At 55.4% G+C, this 25,413-nt stretch carries 17 protein-coding genes; 6 read left to right on the top strand and 11 right to left on the bottom strand.

Annotated features, from left to right (window positions below):
• The first annotated feature begins 20 nt into the window (after positions 1–20).
• Both nrdF and MKY96_RS04240 read left to right on the top strand, forming a co-directional pair.
• Positions 21–980 carry a class 1b ribonucleoside-diphosphate reductase subunit beta gene (gene nrdF, locus MKY96_RS04245; protein WP_340938813.1) on the top strand — a complete coding sequence of 320 codons (960 nt, stop codon included), beginning with the start codon at positions 21–23 and terminating at the stop codon, positions 978–980.
• A gap of 455 nt (positions 981–1,435) precedes the next feature.
• Positions 1,436–2,215 carry an alpha/beta fold hydrolase gene (locus MKY96_RS04240; RefSeq protein ID WP_340938811.1) on the top strand — a complete coding sequence of 260 codons (780 nt, stop codon included), beginning with the start codon at positions 1,436–1,438 and terminating at the stop codon, positions 2,213–2,215.
• Positions 2,216–2,237: 22 nt separating this feature from the next.
• Here the strand turns inward: MKY96_RS04240 and MKY96_RS04235 are convergent, their stop codons facing one another.
• The 7 genes from MKY96_RS04235 to MKY96_RS04205 form a co-directional block, all read right to left on the bottom strand.
• The gene (locus tag MKY96_RS04235) at positions 2,238–3,002 is read right to left on the bottom strand and encodes an ABC transporter permease (protein ID WP_340938809.1); all 765 of its coding nucleotides are present in this window, start codon (positions 3,000–3,002) and stop codon (positions 2,238–2,240) included.
• Complete coding sequence (locus tag MKY96_RS04230) at positions 2,995–3,921, bottom strand: ABC transporter ATP-binding protein (RefSeq protein ID WP_340938808.1); 927 nt, start codon at positions 3,919–3,921, stop codon at positions 2,995–2,997. The genes MKY96_RS04235 and MKY96_RS04230 overlap by 8 nt, the downstream gene beginning before the upstream one ends.
• 80 nt (positions 3,922–4,001) lie before the next feature.
• Positions 4,002–4,709 carry a response regulator transcription factor gene (locus MKY96_RS04225; protein ID WP_340938807.1) on the bottom strand — a complete coding sequence of 236 codons (708 nt, stop codon included), beginning with the start codon at positions 4,707–4,709 and terminating at the stop codon, positions 4,002–4,004.
• Complete coding sequence (locus MKY96_RS04220) at positions 4,687–5,640, bottom strand: sensor histidine kinase (protein WP_340938805.1); 954 nt, start codon at positions 5,638–5,640, stop codon at positions 4,687–4,689. The genes MKY96_RS04225 and MKY96_RS04220 overlap by 23 nt, the downstream gene beginning before the upstream one ends.
• A 35-nt stretch (positions 5,641–5,675) precedes the next feature.
• Positions 5,676–8,372 carry a ComEC/Rec2 family competence protein gene (locus tag MKY96_RS04215; protein ID WP_340938803.1) on the bottom strand — a complete coding sequence of 899 codons (2,697 nt, stop codon included), beginning with the start codon at positions 8,370–8,372 and terminating at the stop codon, positions 5,676–5,678.
• Between the two features lie 160 nt (positions 8,373–8,532).
• Positions 8,533–9,051 (bottom strand): deoxycytidylate deaminase, encoded by a 519-nt coding sequence (locus MKY96_RS04210; RefSeq protein ID WP_340752204.1) that lies wholly within the window; start codon positions 9,049–9,051, stop codon positions 8,533–8,535.
• A 407-nt stretch (positions 9,052–9,458) separates the two neighbouring features.
• The gene (locus tag MKY96_RS04205; RefSeq protein ID WP_340938801.1) at positions 9,459–10,268 is read right to left on the bottom strand and encodes a ComEA family DNA-binding protein; all 810 of its coding nucleotides are present in this window, start codon (positions 10,266–10,268) and stop codon (positions 9,459–9,461) included.
• A 138-nt stretch (positions 10,269–10,406) separates the two neighbouring features.
• Between MKY96_RS04205 and comER the strand changes: the two genes are divergently transcribed.
• The gene (comER, locus tag MKY96_RS04200; RefSeq protein WP_340938799.1) at positions 10,407–11,258 is read left to right on the top strand and encodes a late competence protein ComER; all 852 of its coding nucleotides are present in this window, start codon (positions 10,407–10,409) and stop codon (positions 11,256–11,258) included.
• A 591-nt stretch (positions 11,259–11,849) separates the two neighbouring features.
• Here comER and leuS read toward each other — a convergent pair.
• Together leuS and MKY96_RS04190 are read right to left on the bottom strand one after the other, a co-directional pair.
• Positions 11,850–14,279 (bottom strand): leucine--tRNA ligase, encoded by a 2,430-nt coding sequence (gene leuS / locus MKY96_RS04195; protein ID WP_340938798.1) that lies wholly within the window; start codon positions 14,277–14,279, stop codon positions 11,850–11,852.
• A gap of 820 nt (positions 14,280–15,099) precedes the next feature.
• Complete coding sequence (locus MKY96_RS04190) at positions 15,100–16,167, bottom strand: AI-2E family transporter (RefSeq protein WP_340938797.1); 1,068 nt, start codon at positions 16,165–16,167, stop codon at positions 15,100–15,102.
• A gap of 227 nt (positions 16,168–16,394) precedes the next feature.
• Here MKY96_RS04190 and bglS point away from each other — a divergent pair, with 227 nt between their 5' ends.
• Complete coding sequence (gene bglS, locus MKY96_RS04185) at positions 16,395–17,084, top strand: beta-glucanase (protein ID WP_445671466.1); 690 nt, start codon at positions 16,395–16,397, stop codon at positions 17,082–17,084.
• A 280-nt stretch (positions 17,085–17,364) separates the two neighbouring features.
• Here the strand turns inward: bglS and MKY96_RS04180 are convergent, their stop codons facing one another.
• Complete coding sequence (locus MKY96_RS04180) at positions 17,365–18,945, bottom strand: extracellular solute-binding protein (RefSeq protein ID WP_340938795.1); 1,581 nt, start codon at positions 18,943–18,945, stop codon at positions 17,365–17,367.
• A gap of 84 nt (positions 18,946–19,029) precedes the next feature.
• Between MKY96_RS04180 and MKY96_RS04175 the strand changes: the two genes are divergently transcribed.
• Both MKY96_RS04175 and MKY96_RS04170 read left to right on the top strand, forming a co-directional pair.
• Positions 19,030–20,778, top strand: a complete 1,749-nt coding sequence (locus MKY96_RS04175) for a sensor histidine kinase (RefSeq protein ID WP_340938794.1) — start codon at positions 19,030–19,032, stop codon at positions 20,776–20,778.
• Positions 20,771–22,363, top strand: a complete 1,593-nt coding sequence (locus MKY96_RS04170) for a response regulator (RefSeq protein ID WP_340938793.1) — start codon at positions 20,771–20,773, stop codon at positions 22,361–22,363. Before MKY96_RS04175 ends, MKY96_RS04170 begins: the two co-directional genes overlap by 8 nt.
• Before the next feature lie 5 nt (positions 22,364–22,368).
• On the opposite strand, the gene MKY96_RS04165 is transcribed toward MKY96_RS04170, so the two are convergent.
• Positions 22,369–25,341 (bottom strand): GH36-type glycosyl hydrolase domain-containing protein, encoded by a 2,973-nt coding sequence (locus MKY96_RS04165; protein ID WP_340938792.1) that lies wholly within the window; start codon positions 25,339–25,341, stop codon positions 22,369–22,371.
• Positions 25,342–25,413 lie beyond the last annotated feature (72 nt).

Genomic DNA, 25,413 nt, shown 5'->3' with positions numbered 1-25,413 from the left:
GAAAGGGAGAAGATACGATTATGAGCGCAATCCAAGCCGTGAACTGGAACCGTCCCGACGACGATTTCTCGCTGATGTTCTGGAATCAGAATATTATGCAGTTCTGGACCGATGATGAAATACCACTATCCGATGACAAAATGTCCTGGCTCACGCTAAGCGAGATCGAGAAGGACTCTTATATGAAGGTGCTGGGCGGACTGACCCTGCTCGATACGATTCAGGGCGGCGTGGGGATGCCGCAGATTATGGAGCATGTGGACGGCTTGCAGCGCAAGGCGGTCCTTGGCTTCATGGGCATGATGGAGCAGATTCATGCGAAGTCGTACAGCAGCATTTTCACCACACTGGCTTCGACTGAACAGATTGACGGGATTTTCCGCTGGGTGGAGGACAATACGTTCCTGCAGTTCAAGGCGGAGACGATCTCGGAGTATTATCAAAAGATTGAGACGAAGAAAGACCTCTATCTGGCGATGTCCGCCTCGGTCCTGCTGGAGAGCTACCTGTTCTACAGCGGCTTCTTCTACCCGCTCTATCTGGCCGGTCAGGGCAAAATGACCTGCAGCGGCGAGATCATCGACCTGATCCTGCGCGATGAGAGCATCCACGGCGTCTATGTCGGCGTGCTGGCCCAGGAGATTTTTGAGGAGCTGTCCGAAGAAGACCAGAGCGATGTCTACGAGACCCTAGTCGGCCTGCTGCGTCTGCTCCATGCGAACGAAGAACAGTACACCGAGCAGATCTACGCGCCGATCGGTCTGGTAGAGGAAGTGAAGACCTTCCTGCGCTACAATGCCAATAAGGCGATGATGAACCTCGGCCATGATCCGCTGTTCGATGAGGAAGAGATTAACCCGATCGTCCAGAACGGAATCAGCACCCACACGAAGCAGCATGACTTCTTTTCGAAGAAGGGGAACGGGTATGTGCGGGCGATGAATGTGGAGCCTTTGCGGGATGAGGATTTTAATTTTTGAGTGGGTAGATTGAACTTGCAGTATCTTTATCTTGGGATAGTCATGACTCCAGAGAATGTTTGGACTTCCGGCCGCTGTTGTATACAGATTTCCTTGATTTAACCGCTGTTCGCGATAGAAATCCGTATACAAAGGCGGACGCTACCGCTCCTACAGTTCCAAAATTCCCTTCCGCCATTCATCCCTTAATTTGTATATTACAAGTTCAATCTATTGGATGGTATGTAGAATGAGCACCCGGCAGCTTGGACAAGCTGCCGGGGCTTTTTTGTGAATACATTGCCGATCCCCGCAAAGATCCTGAGTAAACATCGAAACCCAAGCTTCACTTTTCACTGAAACGGTACCGTCCCGAAAAGGAAGACAAAGCCGGTTCTACTTATGAGACCATATTGTTACTGGGACGTAGGAGTAGGAGTAGGAGTGGCTATTTTACAAGAAAGAGGTGTAACGGGATGGCGATACATATTCAGGAGTACGGAGACCCGGATGGGGCTTGTCTGATGGTCTTCCTGCATGGCGGCGGGGTGAGCGGGTGGATGTGGGAGAAGCAGGTGGCGGCGTTCGCCGGGTATCATTGTCTGGTCCCGGACCTGCCGGGGCACGGGTTCAGCCGGGAGGATACGGCGTTCACGATCCGCAGCAGTGCGGAGGAGCTTCTATTCCTCATTGAGGAGCGGGCTCAGGGACGAAAGATCGTTGTCACCGGCTTCTCGCTGGGCGCACAGGTATTGGTTCAGATGCTGGGGATAAGACCGGAGCTGATCGATTATGCCATCATCAACAGCGCGTTAGTGCGGCCGATTCCCTCCGCCAGCAGGCTGATCGGGCCGGCGGTCAGACTCTCTTTTCCGCTGATTAAGTACAGATGGTTCGCGAAGCTACAGGCTAAGACGCTCTATCTGGGCGAGGAGTACCTGGAACGGTATGTTCATGAGAGCCGGCAGATGGGGCTGAAGACGCTGATCCGGGTGCTGGAAGAGAATATGTCGTTCCGCATTCCAGCCGGGTTCAGTGAGGCCACAGGCAAGATACTGGTTACTGTAGGTGAACGTGAGAAATCTGTCATGAAGCAATCCGCCCGGGACCTTGTAGCTGTGAATCCCCGCTGCATGGGCGTGGTGATTCCCCGGATGGGACATGGCCTCTCTCTGGCGAAGCCGGAGCTGTTCAATAAACTGGTCGAGGCCTGGATTCAGGGCGGGGAGCTGCCCGGGGAATGCAGAAGAATCTGATTCCCTCAGGCGCGAAATGACGCTAGTTCAGATCCTCCCTGATTTTGTAGCGGACAGCAAGATAGCTTAGTATTAGAATCGCTGCAACCGCTACTCCGAATGTATGAATCAGGTCAGCCGTGCTGCCTAGATCCTTGACCCGTACGAGCGTGTTGATCAGCAGATATTGCGTCAGATGAGTGCCTGTGAACTGATTCTCCAGCGCCCCCAGTACCAGCCCGATCACATTCAAAGCCAGAACGAAGCCGGCGCTCAAGCTGATGAGCAGGTTCTTAGTCATCATAGCAATGCAGAGAACAAGCAGTGAGAACGCCCAGTGCAGCAGGAATTGGCTGGCCAGCAGGGTAATGAGCATGCCCAGATCTCCCATATCTGTCTGGTCAAAGAGCAGCCTTCTCCCGATCCCATCCGCAATTAACAGCGTCAGGAACAGCATGGCCACGAATAGGGCGAGAATCGCCATTTTGGAGAAGACGGAGTGGATTCTTGCCTGTCTCATAGAGATATAATTCTTGTGGAAGCCGGAATTCCATTCGCTCATATAGAAATAGATCGTGAACACGGCGATATAGATCAGCATCCAGGAAGGCGGCTGTGAAATCGTGTACTGGATGAAGTCTATCTCCGTTAAATTTCCGATCTGAACACCGCCTTCCTCCACAGGCTGCGCGTATTGCTTCATCATATAGATGCCGAAGATCTGAAAGGCACAGAACAAAAGCAGCAGCAAGTACATAATCTTGTTCCGTGTGAAGCGGTACAGGTCCATCCGCAAGAGGTTAATCATGGCGTTCACCTGCACTCTCCGTGCGTTCCAGGAAATACTGCTCCAGGCTCTGCTTATGTCTTGAGATGGAATCTACCATTATCCCATGCTGCGCCAGTTCCTGGACGATCTGCCGGATGCGGATATGCTCGTCGTATACATATATCGTACGGCTGTCCACCACTTTATATTGTGTAATCTTCAGCTCGCGCTCCAGCACCGGGAGAGCCTCCCGGGCTTCCTCCACGCTAATCTCGATCCGTTCCTCACAACGCTGCTGTAATTCTTCCTTGGAGATGACCTCGGCGAATTCCCCCTGATGGATAATGGCATACTTGGTGGCGATTTTGGAGAGTTCCTCCAGAATGTGGCTGGAGATCAGAATCGTCAGACCCGCTGCGTTCAGCTCCAGGATGAGCTCCCTGATCTCTACAATCCCCTGCGGATCAAGCCCGTTAATCGGCTCATCCAGAATCAGCACATCGGGACTTCCAAGCAAGGCCACCGCGATCCCCAGCCGCTGCTTCATGCCCATGGAATAGCTTTTGACTTTGGCGGTATTCTTAGGGTCCAGTCCTACGAGCCTCAGCAATTTCTCTATCGTGGTAACCCTGTCACTTAGACCATATGCGATGGCGAGCAGCTTCAGGTTCTCATAGGCCGAGATGTTCGGATATAACCCGGGCTGCTCAATCAGTACCCCCATCCGCTCGAAAAAAGACTGGTCTCCCGCCGCCGCACGGTTGAAAAAATGCAGCTCTCCCGAGGTTGGATACACGTGTCCGCTGATCATTTTGAGCAGGGTCGATTTGCCCGCCCCGTTCTTACCGATGATGCCGACAATCTCTCCTCTGTAGATTTTGAGATTGGCATTCCGTACTGCCGCTTTCGATCGGTACATCTTGGTCAGTCCGCATAGTTCAATGATGCAATCTGTCATGTCTGCCACCTCCTTACCCTAAGTTAACAGGATGAAGACTAATAGTTCGCCAACAAAAGGTTAAGAAAGTTCAAAGTTCATCATGGACTCAGCCGGAAGCCGATGCCCCAGACCGTATCGATATAGGCTTCGCTGTCGTGCGCTTTGATTTTATTGCGGATATTGCTGACATGTACCGTTATCGTCTTGTCTTCGCCCAGATAGATCTCCTCCCAGGCCAACTCATAGAGATCCTGCTTCGTGAACACGCGGGTAGGATTCTTGACCAGCAACTCGACAATTCTGAATTCCTGGCGGGTCAGTGAAAGCTCAGTTCCATGAATCCTGACACTGTAGGCCGTGCAGTCCAGCGCCAGATTTTTATGCCTGAACTCCTTCACCGGCTCACCGGCAGCCGTCCGCTGGATATGGACATGGATGCGGGCAATCAGCTCCTCCAGCTCAAAGGGCTTGGTCACATAATCGTCAGCGCCCAGCGTGAACAGATCCAGCTTATGATCCAACTGATCCTTTGCCGAGAGGACAATTACCGGAATCCGGGACTTCAACTCCTCACGCAAACGGTGCATGAACCCTTCGCCGGACAATCCGGGCAGCATCAGGTCTAAGACAATGAGGTGGTACTCCTGCTCTGCCAGATTCAGCATCCCTTCACTGCCTGAATAGGCCCGGGTACACTGAAAGCCTGCGGCGGTAAGCCCGTCATGCAGAATTGCGTTAATATGCTCGTCATCCTCAACGATGAGAATTCTTTTGCGGTGCCCGTTATCCTTGAGATGGGTACTCATGGCTATGCTCTTTCCCCCTTTTTGAGAATCCGATTAATATACTGAAGGTATCCGCTGTACACCCGGCCTCTGCATGCCCGTTCATTTTCTCCATCAGCGCCTTCACAATCGAGAGTCCAAGCCCCGAGGAATGGCGGGTACGCGAGGGATCTTCTCTGTAAAAGCGGGTAAAGATCTTCTCCGTATCCACACTGCTGCCTGGCTTAAGCCGATTGGTGAAGCGTATACACAGCATCTCCTGCCTGTCTTCAACCTCTACCGTCAACGGGCCTTCGCCGTGGATGAAATAGTTGCCGATGATATTGGTAAAGATTCGTTCCAGCGCATGGATATCCCCCATCACCCGGGGAGAACGCTCCGGCAGCCGAAGCTCGGGCTCATTCCCGGACCGGGTAAAATCATCAATGAACGTGAACAGGTTCCGCTTCAGCACCTCCACCACATCAACCGCTTGCGGCTCCAATTCATATTCGGGATTCTGCAGTTTGGTATAGAGGAACAGCTCCTCTACCAGCTTAATAATCTGCTGTATTCTCGACTGGGCAAGCGCTACGTACCGCCCCTTTTCCTGCTCCACCTCTGTCCGCAGCGCCAGCTGAAGGTAACCATCCAGTGAAGTGAGCGGCGTGCGGATATCATGCGACAGACTGGTAACCGCCAGATTCATCTCCTGATTCTTGCGGCTGAACTGTTCTCCCATCGCTTGCTGGCGGCTTAACAGGTTATTGCACTCCCGCACCAGCCTGCCGATCTCCCTTGGCTTCAACTGGGTCGCTACCAGCTTACGGGACTCATGCTCCATAATAAAAGACAGCTGGCTGCTGATCTGACCGACCTGTCTCCGGTAGTTCAGCAGGTACATAGTCTGGGCAATCAGCAGCAGCAGCAGGAGTCCTGCCAGAACAATAAGGATAAGATCAACCCCTTTCATATGATTGTATTATATACGATTACAGATACAGAGTCTTAGTGCGGGACGGGAATGGGGGTGAGCTTGTGGCGTAGGGAGATGCCCTCCTTGCCCACTCTAAGCTGAATCTCCCCCTGCTGATCGGTCCGGTAGATCTCAGTATTTGCGTCAGCCAGCCGTTCCAGCACACTGCCATTCGGATGCCCGTACAGGTTATTCACACCGGCTGAGATAACAGCGGCCCCGGGGTTCCAGAAGGCCAGCCAGTCTGCGCTGGTGGCGGTTTTGCTGCCGTGGTGGGCGACCTTGAGGGCATCGATGGGTCTGCCTTGCTTAATCCCGGATTGACTTGCGGAATGTAGGATGGCCTCCTCTGCAGCCTGATCCATATCTCCTGTGAAAAGAAAGCTCCGGCCGTTCATCTCCAGCCGGAACACCACCGATTCGTGGTTCTGGTCCTCCACTTCCTCCGGCAGGGTCTGTCCATCCGCTCGCGGCTCCGGCCAAAGGAAATTCAGCCGCGTGGCATCGTCCGGTTCCAGCGACATGCCCTGCTGCACCGGATACAGCCGGACACCCGCGTCCAGCGCAGTCGTCATCAGCTTAGTGTACGGCTGCGTGTCGGCCAATGTTCCGTTGAACAGTAGCGCTGATACCGGCATCCCTTCTAGCACCGCCTGGAGCCCTCCGGCATGGTCCTGATCGCCATGCGTCAAGATAACCGCATCCAACCGGTGGATGCCCCGCTGCTTCAGGAGCGGTAGCAGCGTCTTCGCCCCGACCTCGAACGGGCTGCGGCGGATGCGCCATTCCTCCCGGTTGCCGAAGCTCACGGTCCCGCCGCCGTCCACCAGGATATGGGCTCCGCCCGGCGTGGTAATCAGGCTGCTGTCCCCCTGGCCTATGTCCAGGTAACTGATGGAACCGAAGCCGTCGCGTATAGCCTCAGCTTTATAGCCCTTATAGAGCAGAATGGTCAGGCCTACGGCACACAGTATGGCTGCGGAATTACTCCAGCGCGTAGCTCCAGTCGGCGGATAGGCTTGAAAGGCCAGCGTCGCTCTTCTGCTGTTCGCAGTGGATGGAAAATCTGGCTGGTTGGTGGTGTTGATATGGTTACCCGGCGGTTCCGGCCTCTCCAGCTCTGCCAGCGGACGGGTCTCATCATCCATGAACTGGGGAACAAGCATGGCCTCAGTCCTCCGTTTCAACGCGTGTAACAAACCATATAACAGACCGTAATAGAGGCAGATCCACAGGAAGGAAGGCGAAGCCCAGATCAGCACCCCGGCGGTGAATCCGTTCACCCACTCTACTGCTGCGAATGTAATATTATTCAGGAACTCTGCAAGCTGCGCCGTCAGTAGTGATGCTGCATTCCAGACCCTTCCGAGGAGCAACGCCAGTGTTCCTAAGGGCAGCACCAGGAAGGTGATGAAGGGAACCAGCAGCAGATTAGCAGCAACGGACAACAATGAGAATTGGTTGAAATAATAAATCGTCAGCGGAAACGAGACCAGTTGAGCAATAATCGTTACAGAGAGACTGCTGCCCAGCCAGCCCGGTAATCGCCTGAACAGCGGCGCAGCGAGCGGTGTATACACCATAAGTCCTGCCGTCACCAAAAAAGACAGCTGAAAGCTGACACTGAGAAGCAGATAAGGATTCCAGACCAGCATCATCAGAGCGGATGCAGCCAGAATGTTCAGTCCATCCTTGAGCAGGCCCAGCCTTGCCGCCAGCAGGGCAATCATGCTCATGATCCCGGCGCGGATCACAGACGGTCCGGCCCCGGACAGCAGCACATAGACCGGCACCAGCAGCAAGGTCACCGTTAGTGCGGTTTCCCTGGTTAAGCGGCAGCGGCGCAGAAGAACCAGGATTACTCCGACGTACACCGCCACATGCATCCCCGAGATGGCTAGGATATGGGTGAGCCCGAGCTGAGAGAACTGTCTGAAGGTCTCCGGGTCCAGCTCCTTTTGGATGCCGATGACGAGACCCTTCATATAACCCGCATGAGGCTCCTGAAATAAGCGGCTCATTTCTGCACCGAGCACAGATCTTGCCTTATCATTCCAGCGGAGAATAGTGGACGGCTCCCACGAGACTTGGGGGTTAACCGTTACACTGGCTGTTCCCGTTCCTTTGAGCAGCCAGTGAATCTTTTGGGTGAGCAGATAGGCACGATAGTCGAATCCGCCGAAGTTGCGCGCTATCTGGGGCTGTATCAATTCCCCCTCAATGACCACCCGGTCTCCCCGCTGCCACAAGGCAGCCTCAGCGATCTCACTCTCCTCCTGAAGCTTGATCTGTACAGTTACACGTTCACCTTCAGGATCACTCCCCACTGCTCCCGCTGCGGCAGACTGTTCCCCTTGCTGGTGTAGTCTGACACTGGACAGCTTCACGACAAAATCAACCCGGTCCCCGTCCCGCTCCACCGGAGAAGCGATAACGCCTGCGGCTGTTATATATGCTTCATTCAGTTCGCTTACCGGTTGCCCCAACACCTCAGGCAGCAGACTCACATTGCGTACCTCGCTGTGCTCCCAGTATAGGGCTGCCACGATCAGCGCTGTCACCAATACCGTAGCCGTCCTCCAGCGTATCCCGCCGCTCACCGCCCAGATTACAGGCAGTAACAGCAGCCCTGCGAGACAGATTAGCAGACTGCGGCCAGAGAACAAACAACCTAGGGCACTTCCCGCCACCCAGCAAACCGTGAAGCTTAGTAACGGCCTTCTGTTCATGATTATCTCTCCTTCCTAATTAGCTCTAGACGCCAAAAAACCTCTGCATACGCATACTACATGCGTGTACAGAGGTTCTTCCCCTGAAGCCAGTCACTATTCTTTTCGCGTCTCGTTCAGCCAACTATGTTCAGCCCGTCAGCCCATCCGTAGATGCTGGTTATTCAGATATCGAAATCATCGTTTCCTTTGGCGGCTCGTAGTTCTCCAATTGGCGGAACACGATTCCTTTGGAGGAGAGCATAGCTTGTACCTTCTCCATGTCTTTTTTGTAAGGGCGCAGGTAGACAATCTCCACGATTCCGCTGTTAGCCAGCATATTGGCACAGGTCCAGCACGGCTCATCCGTAACGTAGACCGTACTGCCTTCCCGGTCGCTCCGGTCTGTGAACAGCAGCAGATTCTGCTCGGCATGGATTGTACGGATACAGCGCTGCTTTTTGACCATTGTCTCTACACCGTCTATCATCTCACGCTCGTATTGCTCAGAGACCATACAGCCTGCTTCCGAGCAGTCAGGAACGCCCATCGGCGCACCGTTATAGGCCGTACCCAGCAGCTTCTTCCCCTGCACCAGCACCGCGCCGACATGGCGGCGGGGACAGCGCGAACGGGTGGAGACCATGCAGGCAATATCCATGAAGTATGTATCCCAGTTCTTGCGGTAAGCCACAGTCATCAGCAATCTCCACTTTCTCTTCAATAGTTGTTCATTATTGTAGCATACCTGTCTGCGTTTTCACTAGGAGATTGATATCCCGCAACACCCCACATTTCACCTAACTCTCACTTAGATCTCCCGTCCCGCCACTTCTACACCTCATTTGCTCATCTGTAGAGTCGGGTGTGATTGCACTTCATACAGTAGAAATTGCATTCTCAGCGCCTAAGTAACGTTCTGCTGCACTCTGTACAATTGATTTTCTTATTTGTCCTCAAAAGACCTGCTTTTGTAAAATTCTAATGTACGAAGTGCAGCAGCTTCAGTTATCAGGCGGATTGAGGTCTAATCTAATGTAAAGAGTGCAATTGCAACTTATTCTGTCTCGGCAGACAGGCTGTTCGTGGATAATCAGGACGGCGGCCTTAAAATGCCACCAGCGGCTTCAGCTTCTCCAGCAGCTTGGGGCCGATGCCCTTCACCTTGCCCAGCTCGTTCGCGCTGCGGAAGGCTCCCTTACTGGTGCGGTAGTCGATAATCGCCTGCGCCTTTTTCTCTCCGATGCCCGGCAGATTCATAAGGGCTTTGGCATCGGCTGTATTCACATTGATCCGGCCGTCAGCCGCTGCCGGGGCTGCAATGCCAGCGGCTCCAGCTGTTGCAGCCGCCGCTCCAGCGCCAGCTGTTCCATCACCGGTGGCCGCACCGCCAACAACTCCGCTACCCGCCTCGCCTACAACATTCGCGCCAGCAACTCCATTACCAGTCACACTCCCGCCAGCTCCTGTGTCTACTGTTGCACCACCCGTGGCTGCGTTGCCAGTTACTCCACTACCCGCCGTACCGCCACCAGCTACCTCGCCACCTGCATCTCCACTACCCGCCGCACCTGCAACACTCCAGCCACCTGCCCCGTCCCCCACCGCACTCCCGCTAGCCACTCCACTACCCGCCGCACTCCCTGCAGTTACTCCACTCCCCGCCGTTCCGCCACGAGCTACCTCGCCACCTTCCGCTCTGCTCCCTGCTGCACCAACCGTACTCCCGCCATTAGCCCCGGCGGCGGCACTGCCACCCTCACCTATGTCCGCCACTCCCAGCGCCTGCGCCATTCCGGCGTTCAGCGTCGTCCATCCGGCGATGCCGGTGTCCTGTGCTTTATGGTCTGCGGCCCATACCAGGCCGCCGCCCAGCAGCGCGGCGGTGATGGCGCAGATGATCATTCTTTTATCCATCAGGTTGTCCTCCCTCATCGAACTGGAATTTTATTCAAAAATCCGATTAAAACCTGTCATTGGTCCAAGTCTGGTGTGCATACATTTAACGAAGAGTATCACTGTAAGCCAGCAGCATAAGAAAGGAGGTACCACAGGATGAAAGTGGGATTTATCGGAACAGGCAGCATGGGAAGTCTGCTGATCGACACCTTCCTTCGGTCGGGAGCCCTTGATCCATGTGATGTGATGGCCAGCAACCGCAGCCCGGGCAGGCTGATGGAGCTGAAGAAGCTTCATCCCGGAATTACGATATGCTCCGGCAACATCGAAGCCGCCTCGGAGAGCGACCTGGTGTTCCTGTGTGTCAAGCCTTTGCAGTTCAAGCGGGTAACCGATGAGATCGCTCCTTATCTGCGCAGCGACCAGATCGTTGTATCGATTACAAGCCCTGTGCAGCTCTACCATCTGGAATCGGCCCTGCCCTCCAAGGTCGCCAAAATCATTCCCAGCATCACCCATTCCGTCAGAGGCGGGAGTTCGCTGTGCATTTTTGGAAGCCGATTAAATAAAAAAGACAGGCTGCTGCTGCTCCAGCTATTCTCCTGCATTGGAGTTCCGGAGGAAATTCCTGAGGGCCATACGCGGATTGCCTCAGATTTCTCCAGCTGCGGTCCGGCCTTTCTTAGCTATTTCCTGGAGCGGTGGATTGAAGCGGCTGTTGAAGCAACCGGCATCGACGAAGCCCTGGTCACCCGTCTCGCAGGGGAGATGCTGCTGGGTACGGGTAAGCTGTTGACCGAAGGCTCGTTCACCCCGCAGGAGCTGCAGGAACGGGTAGCCGTCCGCGGGGGTATTACCGCGCAAGCCCTGAATCACTTGCAGACCAGTCTGGAAGGGGTGTTTGAACGCCTGATCACCACCACACATGACAAGTATGATGAGGATGTGGAAAAGCTCGACGAGCTGTTCGGGCTTGGCAGTATCGCCCAGAGCCGCATCGACCGTTAAGCTGCCCTCATCTGTCCTATACCGCTTGTCATCCCGCCGCACGGTACCCTGCTTTGAACGGGCCACACGCGCTAATCTTCGCGGTACCAGCCTTGAAGCCATCGTTCACGCTCCAGGCTAGGCCGCCCGAAACCAAGTGGAAACGGCTTTGCCGTCCTTTTAAAGGACGGTACCGTTTCAGCGAGAAATAGAAGGATAATTTATCGTATGCAACATATAAATTCTTATATTTGAACAAAATCACCCTGCGGGTGAACGATGCTAATGCCTCTCTCACCAGCCGCTTTTAAGGAGCAGTAATGTTGCAGTTTTTGCAGGATTTCTCTATACCTTTTACAGGTTGAAGTAGAAATGTTGCATTATTTGCACAAATTTGGGTGTTTAGAGCAAGTTAGTGCTGAATTTGTTGCAGTTCGTGCAGGATTTCAGCATAGACTGCTCTCTTTGGGGCAGTATTGTTGCACTTTTGGCAGAATTCCTCTTAAAATGTTACCGCCTGTGATGCATGGGGCCCTTCCCTCGGCGCCTAAACAGCAACAAAGCCCGCAGCACGGAAACCTCCGTTGCTGCGGGCAGAATTGCGTTCTTCGCTTAACCCACTACGATATTTACCAGCTTGCCGGGAACGGCAATGATTTTGCGTACGGTTTTGCCTTCGACGGCCGCCTTCACATTCGGCAGGGCCAGGGCGTGGTCCTGCATCTCCTGCTGGCCCATATCCGCCGGAATCAGTGCGCGCTGGACGATTTTACCGTTGACCTGCACCACGATCTCAACCTCAGCATCTACGGTCCAAGCTTCATCATAGGATGGCCAGGCGACATAGCTGATGCTTCCTTCATGGCCCAGCAGCTCCCACAGCTCTTCGGCAATATGCGGTGCCAGCGGGGACAGCATCTGTACGAACTGTTCTGCCGCTTCCTTGGACAGGCTCTCCTGCTTGTAAGCGTCATTGATGAAAATCATCAGCTGGCTGATTGCCGTATTGAAACGCAGATGCTCGAAGTCTTCGGTTACCTTCTTCAACGTCTTGTGCCAGGTGCGTTTGAATTCATCCGTGCCGCCGCCCTCTGTAATCTTCGCGCTGAGGCTGCCGTCTTCATTCACGAACAGGCGCCATACGCGGGAGAGGAAGCGGTGAATGCCTTCGACACCCTTCTCGTTCCAAGGCTTGGTGGCTTCCAGCGGCCCCATGAACATCTCATAGACGCGCAGGGTATCTGCCCCGTAGGCTTCCACGATCTCATCCGGGTTAATGACATTGCCGCGTGATTTACTCATCTTCTCATTGTTGTTCCCCAGGATCATTCCCTGGTTGACCAGCTTGTGGAACGGCTCCTTGGTATCGACTACGCCGATATCATAGAGTACCTTATGCCAGAAGCGGGCATACAGCAGGTGAAGCACTGCATGCTCGGCTCCGCCAATGTACAGGTCAACCGGCAGCCATTCCTTCTGCTTCTCCGGTGAACACAGCTCCTGATCGTTGTGCGGATCGATATAGCGCAGGTAGTACCAGCAGCTGCCGGCCCACTGCGGCATCGTATTGGTCTCGCGGCGGGCCTTCATGCCGGTCTCGGGATCAATTGTCTCCACCCATTCTGTCACATTCGCCAGCGGGGATTCACCAGTGCCCGAAGGCTTGATGGCATCCACATCCGGCAGAACCAGCGGCAGCTGATCCACAGGCACGGTCTTCATCGTGCCGTCTTCCAGGTGCAGAATCGGAATCGGCTCGCCCCAGTAACGCTGGCGGCTGAACAGCCAGTCGCGCAGGCGGTAGGTTACTTTGCCCTTACCGCTGCCCTTCTCTTCCAGCCAGGCGATCATCTGAGCCATCGCTTCAGTATTGGACAGGCCGTCGAGGAATCCCGAATTGACATGCGGACCGTCACCGGAGTAGGCTTCTTCTTCGATATTGCCGCCCTGCACCACTTCGATGATGTTCAGGCCGAACTGCTTGGCGAACTCCCAGTCACGGGCATCATGGCCCGGAACGGCCATAATGGCTCCGGTTCCGTAGCCCGCCAGCACATAGTCAGCAATCCAGATCGGCACCTGCGCGCCGTTCACCGGATTAATGGCATAAGCGCCGGTGAATACACCGCTTTTCTCCTTAGCCAGATCCGTGCGTTCCAGATCGCTCTTGCGGGAAGCCTTGTCGCGGTATTCGGCAACGGCTGCCTTCTGCTCATCCGTGGTGATGGCATCCACCAGCTTATGCTCCGGTGCGAGTACGCAATAGCTTGCTCCGAACAGGGTATCGGGACGGGTAGTGAACACTTCAAGCACAGCCTCATGCCCCTCAATCGCAAAGGTCACCTCAGCGCCGGTCGATTTGCCGATCCAGTTGCGCTGCATATCCTTGATGCTCTCTTCCCAGTCCAGCTCCTCCAGATCCTCCAGCAGGCGGTCGGCGTATTCGGTAATCTTCAGAATCCACTGGCGCATCGGTCTGCGGACGACGGGATGGCCGCCGCGCTCGCTTTTGCCGTCGATGACTTCTTCATTCGCAAGAACCGTTCCCAGCGCCTCGCACCAGTTCACCGATACTTCGGCCACATAAGCCAATCCACGATTGTACAGCTGGATGAAAATCCATTGCGTCCACTTGTAGTACCCCGGATCTGTCGTGCTGATCTCACGGTCCCAGTCGTAGGAGAAGCCCAGCGACTTGATCTGGCGGCGGAAATTGTCAATGTTCTTGAAGGTAATGTCACGCGGATGCTGGCCGGTATCCATGGCATACTGCTCTGCCGGAAGTCCGAAGGCATCCCAGCCCATCGGGTGCAGCACGTTGTAGCCGCGCATCCGTTTGAAGCGGGACACGATGTCGGTGGCGGTATAGCCTTCCGGATGGCCTACGTGCAGCCCTGCGCCGGAAGGATACGGGAACATATCCAGGGCGTAGAATTTCGGCTTGCCTGATTCTTCACTTGTCTTGAAGGTCTTGTTCTCGTCCCAGAATTTCTGCCATTTCGGCTCGATGGTCTGGGCGCGGTATCCAATATTATCGCTCATCTTGTGCTCCTCCTTGGAGTGTTGCTGTAATAGGTGGTACTGCTGCTGTCTTAAAAAGTTAAGAGATTAGTCTCCACTACAAAAAAGTTTTGGGCTTCCGATCGCTGTTATTCTCTGATTTCTTGATTTTATCCGCTTCTAGCGGTAGAAATCCGAGAATAAAGGCGAACACTTCGTTTCTCCAGCTCCAAAATTTCTTTCCGTTCCGTTTCTCTATAACTTAGGTTAACATCATCTGTTCCCCCGGCGGAACAGCAAAGCCCAAGAGCCGCCCATGATTCGCCGGGCCGTAAAAACCACGGCAAGGCCATGTACCCGCCCATGATTTGCCGGGCCGGGAGCCGGAGCGAATCAACATAATCGCTCCAGCCTGCTCAGGACTCGCCCGCTCCGCCGGGCTAACCGCAAAAAAACCTCCCATCCCTAGCGTATAATCGCTAGGGACGAGAGGTATGAATTCCCGTGGTACCACCCTAGTTAGCGGCGGACATTCTTTGTCCGGCACTCACTTTGACACCCTGTATCGGGGGTGAGGCGACGGCGGTTCACACGCTGGTCCCTCTAAGGAACCTGCGGCTCGCGCCATTACTCGGAGGTGAGTTCACTGCGGTCCGTTAACCGGCTCGCACCTGGGGTGCCGGCTCTCTGCAATAACGGTCTCACGAATTAATACTCCTCTTCATCGCACTGCTATGATGACTCTTCTTATCGTAATATTCACCACATTATAACCAAAAGATACATGTACCGTCAATCCTTTCACCCGAAGTAGCCGCAGGTCCCCCTGTTCCTGCATGTGACGAGATGAATTACGGCTGCTTTACGCCGGCCTTCTGCGGATATAATAGCCGATGATATGCTGAATGACCACCTTGGCGGCAGCGAAGAAAGGAACGGCCAGAATCAGCCCGATCATTCCGGCGATCTCCCCGCCGACCAGCAGCGCGAAGATGATCAGCAGCGGATGCAGATGCAGCTTCCGCCCTACAACCTGCGGAGAGATCACGTTGCTCTCCAGCATTTGGCACAGGGTATTCACCACCGCCACCAGCAGGACAAGGCGCCAAGACAAGGTTGAGGCCATTATAATGGCCGGGGCCGCCCCCAGAAACGGACCCATATAAGGAATAATGTTGAATACCGCGACAACACAGGCGAACAGCAGCGCATAAGGCATGCCGATAATCGCATAGCCGATATAAGCGAGCACGCCGATGATGATGCAGACGAGAAACTGCCCGCGGATATAGTTGCCGAGCGCTTCATCAATGTCTTTTAACAGCATCACAATCGACTTGCGGCGCGAACGGGGCAGACAGGAGACCACCATCCGTTCGAATACCTCGAAGTCCTTCAGAATATAGAACACGAGAAAAGGCACAATGAATGCGTTGAACAGCACGCCAATGGTTGAAGCGATATTATTAAGGAAGTGGGAGATGCCTTCGGCCAGGCGGTTCTCCAGCTGATAGAACCAGTTATTCATTCCCGTCTCCACCCCGGGCGGAATCAGTCTGGAATTCATGCCCTTCATCAGCCCCTGCGCGTGCAGCGTCATCTCCGGCAGATGCTCGTTCAGCTCCTCCAGCTGTTCAATGAACATCGGGATCAGATTGATTAGAATCACCGCAAGCGAGGTCAGGAACACCGCATAGATCAGCAGGACGGCTACGCTGCGCGGCATTTTTCTCCGGGAGAGCATCGTGACCACCGGATTCAGCACATAGGAGATAATCATGGCGGCCAGGAACGGGGCCAGGATCGCTTTTAGAAACTGGAATACCCCATTCAGCATCGGACGGAGCAGCCAGACGAAATATAGAATAATCAGTGAGAGCAGCACGCCGATCATCCAGCGGAGCCATTTACTGCGGAACCACTCCTCCATAATCTCCCTCCTGAACGTGTACAGCCCTTAACCATCATGCATATTAGTATGTGTGGGAGGGGAATGAAATACTCTGCTCTGCAAAAAATTGGTTTTTTGTTATTTCGATTCGCAGGTTGGTATAGTGGCCGGCTTCAAGGTCCGCTACAATCATATTGTAAAGCGCTTACATTATAAGGAGGGTATTGTATATGAGGAGAACGCTACACAAGCTATTCGGTGCAGGGATGACCCTGCTGCTTGCCGGTCTGCTGACAGGAGCTCCGTCCGTTTCGGCGGCCACCGTCTTTGATGAGCCCCTGACCTACTTCAACCCCGCAACCTGGCAAAAAGCAGACGGCTACTCGAATGGCTCCATGTTCAACTGTACCTGGCGTGCGAATAACATCTCTTTCACCAGCGGCGGACAGCTTCGTCTGGCCCTGACCAGTCCCAGCAATAATAAATTTGACGGCGCGGAGTACCGCTCTGTGTACAAGTACGGCTACGGCAAATACGAGGTGAATATGAAGCCTGCCAAGAACAGCGGGATCGTCTCCTCCTTCTTCACCTACACCGGGCCTTCAGACGGCACGCCCTGGGATGAGATTGATATTGAGTTCCTCGGCAAGGATACCACCAAGGTCCAATTCAACTATTACACGAACGGCGTTGGCGGCCATGAGAAGATTGTCAATCTCGGCTTCGATGCTTCCCAGAGCTATCATACGTACGCCTTCGATTGGCAGCCGGGTTATATTAAATGGTATGTAGACGGGGTCTTGAAGCATACGGCAACCAGCAACATCCCCTCCCGGCCCGGTAAAATCATGATGAACCTCTGGAACGGAACGGGTGTGGATTCCTGGCTCGGTTCCTATAACGGGGCGAACCCGCTCTACGCCTATTACGATTGGCTGAAATTCACAGGCAACTAACTTGCAGGCAGGAGATGGACCCCGGCGATGCGCAAGCAGCATCCGCCGGGGTCCTTTTGTCTATGCGGATCATGGCGGCTCATCTTCAATATTTGTTATTCCAATCGCCACATTGGTATGGCGGCTGCTGCCGTCCTTCTGTACGATATATAGCAAGAATACAGCACAGGAGGAACAGATTCGGGTGGGGCCACCGCCAGACAAACAGGCAGAAGCACCCAAGCGTATCTGCGACAAGAAACCGCCTTATTATAAAGGCGGTTTCTTGTCCCTGCGGTATTTAGCGGCTGCTGCGGTCCCAGGCATTAACCTCCATGGTTTCGGTAAGTCCGCCGTAGGTGTTCCACTTGTGCACGAATTCGTCGAACTCTTCAAGCGGGCTGTCCGCGAAGATGATTTTGATGAAGCTTTTCTGCTCCAGCTTCTTCAGCAGCTCGCCGTCACGCTTCATCGTCGCTGTCGGAGGTCCCGTGAACTGCTCCTTGCGGGAAGCCTCCTTCTGGCCCAGCAGCACAGGGGCAATGTCCTTCGGAATCTCCCGGATGACCCCGGAGGGAATCCTAGCCCCGTCGAAGGTTAGCGTGTACGAGGCTACCCGGATGCCGCCCAGCGGCAGCGCCGAAGATTGGGCGCTCGGCTGGCCGCCCGCCATGGACCAGTCATAGCCCTCCGCAAGGCCATGGGCGAACTCGCCGGTCGAGGTAGCGTATGAATCGAACAAATAATTCTGATACGTAAAAAAGATTTCAGGGTGCTTCATCTGCTTATTAATCAGAATGGCACCATTGACAGGCAGGGTCCCTCTTCTCATGGTGAGCCCACCTGGCCCCGAAGGGATGGCAATTGCCCGGATGCGCGCCTCAGCGTCACGCTTGGTCAAGGAGGACAGAGGCCAGCCGCGCATCCAGTGGGGGCCGGCAATGATGCCCGCCTTGCCGGAGATGAACTGGTTCGCCGCCCCCTCCTCATCCAGCCAGGCACTGTCAGCGCTCAGATAACCGCGCTGTACCCATTGCTTCATGAGCCCGGCAGCCTTCCGTGCACCGGGCTGGATGGAGCCGTATTCCAGGGTGCCGTCACTCCGGCGGTTCCACTGCTCAGGAACCGTACCGTAGGCGCCGAACACCCAGCTGCTGTCTCCCATCCAGGTGCTGGGACCGTTGCGGAATCCGACCGACAGGCCGTAGGTATCCTTGATCCCGTTGCCGTCCGGGTCCCGGTTGACGAAGGCATCCATGACCTGCTCCAGCTCATCCAGGGTCTGCGGGGCTTTCATATTGAGCTTGTCCAGCCAGTCCTGGCGGACCCAGAGCAGCGGATCGGAGTTATATTCATAATCCATAATGGGAATGGCATACCTGTGCGCGCCGCGCATGAAGGGGTTCCATGCCGAAGCATCCTCGGCAACAGCCTTCTTCCACACCTCGGACGCATGCTGCTCGAACAGGTCGCCGACTTCCATGAATTGCCCTGAATCAATCAGCTCCTGGATAATAGCGGCATCTCTGGTCGTTACGATGTCGGGCATATTGCCTTTGGCCAGCTCCAGCCTCAGCTTGTTGGCGTAGGTCTCTGAGGTGCCGGAGATCGTCCAGAGATAACGGATGCGGATGCCAAGCCGCTTCTCGGCCCAGGCCGTATGTACGTTATGCTCCAGGCTCTCCCCTTTGATAAAGTTCAGATTGGGGTTCACGGAGCCTACGGTATACAGGTCTACCGGAGGATCATATTTACCTTCCTTAACATCGAAGTAAGGGGCTGTACTCTGCGGTGAAGCGGGCAGCTGACTATATTCGGTGCTGTCCCAGGAGCAGCCCGACAACATCAGGAGCAGCAGGAACAGCGGTGAACGGACTTTCATATAACCACCTGCTTTTCGTAGAGTTCATAATCTTATGATACACTTCTCCATATTACAGCAAATGTCTTGCAAAGGATGATCTTTATGGTGGCATGGCGTCCCAACCTGTTCATTAAAATGGTGGCAATCCTGCTCTCGCTGATTGCCGCCACACTCTTATTCTACGGCTCATCCTACCGTAAGGATGTCGGAGTCATTACAAGTCAGATCAAAACCACCGACCTTAATCATCTGGAATTTCTGACCCAGCAGATGGATAACAACATCAACCAGCTGGCGGGCAGCATGTATGCCCTGCAGAGAGATCCCACCATCCGCGATTATGAGCAGATTACGCAGCTGGGCCATCTTATTGATCCCGCCCAGACGATTATGACGGTGCTGGAGAAGCTGTCTCTCCAGACCAGCTCCAGTACGTGGGAGAACCGGATTGTCTTGTACAAGCCCTTCAGCGGGGAGACCTTGGGCTCGGATTCCTCGCTGTCCTTCGATGTTTCTGTCCTGCACAAGCCGCTCCCGGCGGGCTGGGAGTATATCTCGGCGGACAGGGCCGGCGCGGAGGCAGGCTTCCGGCTGCTCTTATCGGACCCTGCCCAGGCAACAAGCCGGCCGCGCGAGGCGCAGCTGCTGATGTCCATGTATTTGCCGGTCTCCAATATTGAACGGATGTTCGATGCCTACCAGTCGCAGAACACGGGGGACACCTTCTTGTACCATCCGTCATTCGGCGTCATCCTCTCGCGGAGTTCGGACCGGCAGATGGCGGAGCAGGTCACCGCAGCACTGAATATCACGGCCGGGAAGAGTACCTCCGGCATCTTCGATCTTAAGCAGGGCAGCTTCCTGGTCAGCTCGGTGCCCTCCTCAGCCATCGACTGGCAGGTCGTGCATTATTCACCGCTGAAGCAGATTCTTGAGCCGATCCGCAGCAGCCGCTCTTCCTTCCTGACAGGATCGGCTATCCTGCTGGTGATGAGCCTGCTGTTCTCCTTGCAGCTCTACCGCCAGGTGCAGCGTCCGGTGAGCCTGCTGCTGCGTTCGCTCAACCGGATGAAGGAAGGGCGCTGGTCTACCCGTATCCATACCCGGACCAACCCGGAGTTCACGCTGCTGAATGAAGAATTTAATGATATGGCCGAGAAAATTCAGTCGCTGATCGAGCAGGTCTATCTGGAGCAGCTCCGGGCCAAGGATGCCCATCTGAAGCAGCTTCAATCACAGATCAATCCGCATTTCCTGTACAACTGCCTGTTCTTCATCAAGAGCAAGGCCGCCATAGGAGATACCGAGTCCGTCGAGGCGATGGCACTCAGCTTAGGCGAATATTACCGCTATATCACCAGGGTCGATCATTCCCTCACCACCCTTCAGGATGAGCTGAAGCTGCTGGAGAATTACCTGAAGATCCAGAACCTGCGGAAGCAGCGTATCTGCTACGAGATGGATATGGAGAGCGAGCTGCTGGACCTGCACATTCCGCGGCTGCTGATTCAGCCTCTGGTAGAGAATAGTATCATTCATGGCATTGAGCGAAAAATCGGCCCGGGCTCCATCCGGATCACCGGCCGCCATACCCGGGAAGCCATTCTCATTACCGTTGAGGACAACGGCGCCGGTATGACAGGGGAAGCCATTGCCGCGCTTCAGGCGCGTATCAACGAAACTACGCGTGAGGATGGAGGCTGCGGGCTATGGAATGTCCAGCAGCGTCTCAAATTACATTACGGCGAGGCTTCCGGCCTGATGATTGCTCCTTCACCGGAAGGCGGTCTAATAACAACTCTCCGTATGGAGAAGAAAGAGGAACCTGATGCACCAAATTCTATTGGTTGATGATGAACCCTATGTGGTCGATGATCTGTCCATTTCGATTCCCTGGGCGGAGATGGGCTTCGGACAGGTCCACAAAGCTTATTCCGGGTATGAGGCACTGGAGCTGCTCCAGCGTTATCCCATCGATATTGTAGTCACAGATATCAATATGCCGGAGCTGTCCGGCACCGAGCTGATTGCCGCCATCCGCAAGCGCTGGAAGCATATCCGGGTGGTCATGCTGACCGGCTATGCGGAGTTTGAATATGCCCGCAAGGCCATTGAGGAGCAGGCCAGCGCCTATCTGCTCAAGCCGATAGCCAGCGACCAGCTGATCGCCGTCATCGGTAAGCTGCAGGAGAAGCTGCGCAGTGACTGGGAGGCCTGGTCCTCCCACCAACGGACGATGCAGACCTTCCGCGAGCATCTGCCCATCCTGCGGGACCGCCTGCTCGGGGAGCTGCTGCAGGGACGGAAGCTTCCCGGGCCGCAGCTCCAGGAGCGGCTGAACCAGTTCGACCTGCCGTTCTCGGCCGGACAGCCGGTCTGTCTGGCCGTGGTCCGCCCCGAGGAATTCTTCCGGCGCCAGGATATGCACAGCATGCTGCTGTTTGAATATGCAATCATTAATATCGCCCAGGAGCTGTTCCAGGACCGGTTCCTGATCTGGTCCTGTAAGGATGTGCATGACTATCTCGTATTCCTGCTGCAGCCCAGGGAGGATCTTGAACACGGCGGCAATCCGGGAAATGAGGTGGCCCAGGCTGCCTATCAGCTGCAGAATCATGTCAGTACCCTGATGGGAGGCGGCCTGTCCGTGGTGACCACCGGCTGGGGAGACTTCCCGGATCAGGTCTACACCCTCTATCAATCCGCCATCTCAGCCATCCGCCAGCATATCGGCAGCGAGACCGGCATCTATCTCGATACTACGGATAACAGCAGCTCCCAGCCCGTGGAGATTCTCCAGCCGCTGTATGAGCCTCCGCTGCTGTTCCACATGTTCGAAGCGAACAACTGGCAGGGCATTGAAGACAAGCTGAACGCTATCGTATCGGAGCTGATCCACAGTCCCGAGCGGTCACTGGAGCATATCCAGGAAGCCCGTCTGCACTTGGAGACGGCCTTCTATTACTTCGCCCACAAGAATAACAAGCTGCTGAGCGAGATTGTGGGCAATCCGCTGCTGGAGCAGGCTCCCTTTCAGACGCCGGACAAGCTGCGGGAGTGGGCCATGGAGGTTATCCTTTTGCTGAGAGAGCATACGGATTCCGAACGGCGGAACAGCCGGACCGTGCTGATCCGCAAGGTACATGAGTATATCAACCGCAATCTGCACTACGTCTCCCTACAGGCCATCGCCGACCATATCCAGATGCATCCGGTCTATCTCTCCAAAATGTACAAGCTGGAGACCGGCAAGCGGATCAGCGACTATATCAGTCAGGTAAAGATGGAAAAAGCGGCGTATCTGCTTATCCATACGCCGCTCAAAATTTATGAAGTTTCCTCGGAGCTCGGATACTCCAACGCCCATTATTTCATCAAGCTCTTCAAGGAATATTCGGGGATGACTCCGCATGAATACCGTGACCGGGCGCTGTAATTCCGTCAGTCCGCGAAGATAAGCTCTACCTCATGGGCGAAGCCGTCATCTACGGCCGGTACCAAGCCGTCCTCCAGTACCCGGCCGTCCAGCATCAGGCGGGTTGCCCCGTCCTGCATGCGGTGGAAGCCCTCCGGCTTACGGACCTGAATCCGGTAGGAGGAGCTGCCAAGCTTCAAGGTGTAGGTAAGCTCCGTCTGCTCTTCCCGCAGCACCGGACTCAGGGCTATGCCCTGCTCCGTATATTCAATACCCAGCGCTTCCATCAGCGAGAGGGTGAGCCAGGTAGAGGTGCCGCTAAGCATCGGACCGATGTTCTCACCAGTCTCGCTGTTGTTGTATTGGGTGCAGAACCGCGGATTCCCGCAGACGGCAAACGGATCATCCATCGTCTTGAACGGCATAATCCGGTCCAGCAGCCAGTAACCCAGGCGGCAGAGCTCTGCTGCCAGATCCGGGCTGGATACTTCCTTGGCCCCCTTGAACATAGCCGCAGCAGCCATCATGCAGGCATGCTTGAATACGCCGCCGTTCTCACGGTCACCCGGGAAGTATTCATCCGATGCCGTGTGCGTGGATACCCGGCCCAGCGCCACCGGCGAGACCAGCTTCATGCCGTAAGGCGTCATCAGATGCGCCTTCATGGTGTCCAGCATCACCGCGATCTGCTCCTCATCCGCACAGCCCGCCAGAATACTCCAGCTGAACGAATTCAGGAAGTACGAGCCGTCCTTCGCCGGATCGGAGGACATCCCGTCCCCGGCAGCGCCGAGATACGTGTATTCTCCGTTCGGATAGCGGTTGAACAACACACGGGCGAAGAAATCGCCCTTCCAGGCATGCTCCTGGATGCGTTCGCGCAGCTTGGCTCCGAAGTCGGTCAGCTCATCTGCATACGCCTGCTCACCTTTGCGGGCGGCCAGGGCGGACAATTCATCGACCGCCACCTTCAGCAGGAAGGCATTCATGACGCTCTCGGAATAATCACTCTCCAGCGAATCCCCGAAGACACCGCCGGCCTCCAGCTGCTTCCGGTAGAGTGCTTCCTTGGCCGGGCCGTTCAGGTAGGTGTCATCGAGCTTCAGACAGTCGTTCCAGTCTGCGAAGTCGAGCAGCGGCAGGCCGTGGCGGCCGATCGAGATCTGTCCGGAATAGACAATAATGGCCTTCAGGGTCTCGAATACCGGCCGCTCTGTGTCCGTGCCTGCTACCGGACAAGACTCATCCAGGAAATCCGCATCCCCGGTCAGCATGACATAACGGTAGACAGCCTGGATCAGCCATAGTGCATCATCGGACCATTTGCCCGGCTCTTTGCCGGCCCAGAAGAAATTGTGATACGCATACCCCAGCCCGAAGACCATGCTGGTCCATTCTTTCAGCAGGCTCTTGACGAGGCCGCCCCGGCCCATCCCGACGAAATAATACATCGAGGCATACATATCCTGAATTTCACGGAAGCCGATCTCCCGGTAGCCCTTCTGGGTCTGACAGAAGGAACGGGAGACAAAGCTCTGGTAGAGCACCTGAAAAGGCAGATTACGGTTCACGAACTGGTCGAAATTCTCGTCCCCCGAGGATACCTGCAGGAACCTGGAGTAATTCCGCACGAACTTCAGGGATTGCGCCAAGGCTTCTTCCGCCGAGCTGCGGCTTGTGAAGCGGGCGATCAGCGCACCTACCTCTTCCTCCAGTACCGTATCGCTCCAGGATGCACCGCTCTTGTCGGAGACAAGGCCCGTCAGCTGGTCAACTGCTGCCGTGGCTCCGGCAGCAACCTGAATCTCCCCCGCTACCGCGAAGAATCCCGGCCCCTTGCGGTGCAGAATGCTGCTTAGCTTCAGCGCGCCGGATGGGCGGTGAAGCGAGCCGGTGCCGACGAACTCATTGTAGCTGACGCAATATTCACGCGGCAGCACCGGTCCGTCCTCCCCGTGGATGATCATCGTGTGGAAGCGCAGATCATGACGCCCGCCTTCCGGGTAGTAGTCAGGGCTGATTGCAGCCACGGCACCATCAGCGTCCTGCAATACGCCGCCTTGCATAATAACATTGCTATACAGCACATCCTCGAACAGAGCGCCCGGCGCTGCCGAACCGAACATGCCCGTGTACACCAGACGAAGCTGGCGGCTGCTCTCTCCATGGTTCGTAATCGTAACGCGCTGCATCTCGGTCGCCAGCGGCAGACCCTCAGCATGCGGCAGAATGAAGATGGTGCGCGTAATCTCAAGTCCGCCGGACAGGCGGTACGTGATGATGGTTACATTCTGTGAATGGCGGCAGACCGCCGATTCAATGCCTTCTCCGCCCGGATCAGCGGAATAGAAGATCTGCTTCCCGTCCTCGAACAGATAGAATTGACGGTTGGCCGGGAAGCCGTTCTCCTCCTGGCGCATATCCCAGCGGGTCGCCAGCACCTGAGTAGCCGCATGGGAACGGAAGCTGCCGCCGCCAAGGCGGTCTACCACACTCTTCGGTGTAGTCTGGAGCGGATGAGGGAACTCCAGCCGGTTGCCCAGCAGCAGATTGACCGCGAAGTGCGGACCCGGAACGGGGGAACGCAGGTCAATCACATGCTCGCCTTCAGCGTTAAGGGCACCAGCCCAGCCCGGTGCAGCCTGAAGCTGCGCCAGTGCCGTGCCTGCAGCCGCCTCCGGTATGGCTATTGCCTGTTCCTGTCTTCCGGCATGGCGGATATGCAAGGATAGTTCCGTACCTGTATCATTCACGGTGAACAGCGCGGATGCGCCAGCCTCCTTCGGCAGCAGCGCTGCCACCTCCGGGAGCTTCAACAGCTCCTGAATGGCAGGCAGCCGGAGCGGAAGGCCCGCTACGCCAACAGCCCCGATACACCTGGAATCCGTGAAGACGGCGCTTAGCTGGCCGCCCTCCTCTATCCGGTCTGCGAATGCCTGTCTCAGGATATCCTCAGGTGAAGCTGCCGCTGCTCTTGCGGTATTGAATTTCAGCATCATGAATGGTTCTCCTCTTTTCCTGTTTGCTATTGGATGATACTCATTCCCTGTTATGTATACTCATTGGGCCGA

The organism is Paenibacillus sp. FSL R7-0302 (assembly GCF_038006885.1).
In the GTDB taxonomy this organism is placed as follows: Bacteria; Bacillota; Bacilli; order Paenibacillales; family Paenibacillaceae; genus Paenibacillus_AQ.
This window is presented reverse-complemented; position numbering and strand designations above follow the sequence as displayed.

What these genes read in the sequence shown, in the direction of transcription:
- nrdF (WP_340938813.1), top strand. Translation starts at nt 21, where the DNA reads ATGAGCGCAATCCAAGCCGTGAACTGGAACCGTCCCGACGACGATTTC.
- MKY96_RS04240 (WP_340938811.1), top strand. Translation starts at nt 1,436, where the DNA reads ATGGCGATACATATTCAGGAGTACGGAGACCCGGATGGGGCTTGTCTG.
- MKY96_RS04235 (WP_340938809.1), bottom strand. Translation starts at nt 3,002, where the DNA reads ATGATTAACCTCTTGCGGATGGACCTGTACCGCTTCACACGGAACAAG.
- MKY96_RS04230 (WP_340938808.1), bottom strand. Translation starts at nt 3,921, where the DNA reads ATGACAGATTGCATCATTGAACTATGCGGACTGACCAAGATGTACCGA.
- MKY96_RS04225 (WP_340938807.1), bottom strand. Translation starts at nt 4,709, where the DNA reads ATGAGTACCCATCTCAAGGATAACGGGCACCGCAAAAGAATTCTCATC.
- MKY96_RS04220 (WP_340938805.1), bottom strand. Translation starts at nt 5,640, where the DNA reads ATGAAAGGGGTTGATCTTATCCTTATTGTTCTGGCAGGACTCCTGCTG.
- MKY96_RS04215 (WP_340938803.1), bottom strand. Translation starts at nt 8,372, where the DNA reads ATGAACAGAAGGCCGTTACTAAGCTTCACGGTTTGCTGGGTGGCGGGA.
- MKY96_RS04210 (WP_340752204.1), bottom strand. Translation starts at nt 9,051, where the DNA reads ATGACTGTGGCTTACCGCAAGAACTGGGATACATACTTCATGGATATT.
- MKY96_RS04205 (WP_340938801.1), bottom strand. Translation starts at nt 10,268, where the DNA reads ATGGATAAAAGAATGATCATCTGCGCCATCACCGCCGCGCTGCTGGGC.
- comER (WP_340938799.1), top strand. Translation starts at nt 10,407, where the DNA reads ATGAAAGTGGGATTTATCGGAACAGGCAGCATGGGAAGTCTGCTGATC.
- leuS (WP_340938798.1), bottom strand. Translation starts at nt 14,279, where the DNA reads ATGAGCGATAATATTGGATACCGCGCCCAGACCATCGAGCCGAAATGG.
- MKY96_RS04190 (WP_340938797.1), bottom strand. Translation starts at nt 16,167, where the DNA reads ATGGAGGAGTGGTTCCGCAGTAAATGGCTCCGCTGGATGATCGGCGTG.
- bglS (WP_445671466.1), top strand. Translation starts at nt 16,395, where the DNA reads ATGACCCTGCTGCTTGCCGGTCTGCTGACAGGAGCTCCGTCCGTTTCG.
- MKY96_RS04180 (WP_340938795.1), bottom strand. Translation starts at nt 18,945, where the DNA reads ATGAAAGTCCGTTCACCGCTGTTCCTGCTGCTCCTGATGTTGTCGGGC.
- MKY96_RS04175 (WP_340938794.1), top strand. Translation starts at nt 19,030, where the DNA reads ATGGTGGCATGGCGTCCCAACCTGTTCATTAAAATGGTGGCAATCCTG.
- MKY96_RS04165 (WP_340938792.1), bottom strand. Translation starts at nt 25,341, where the DNA reads ATGATGCTGAAATTCAATACCGCAAGAGCAGCGGCAGCTTCACCTGAG.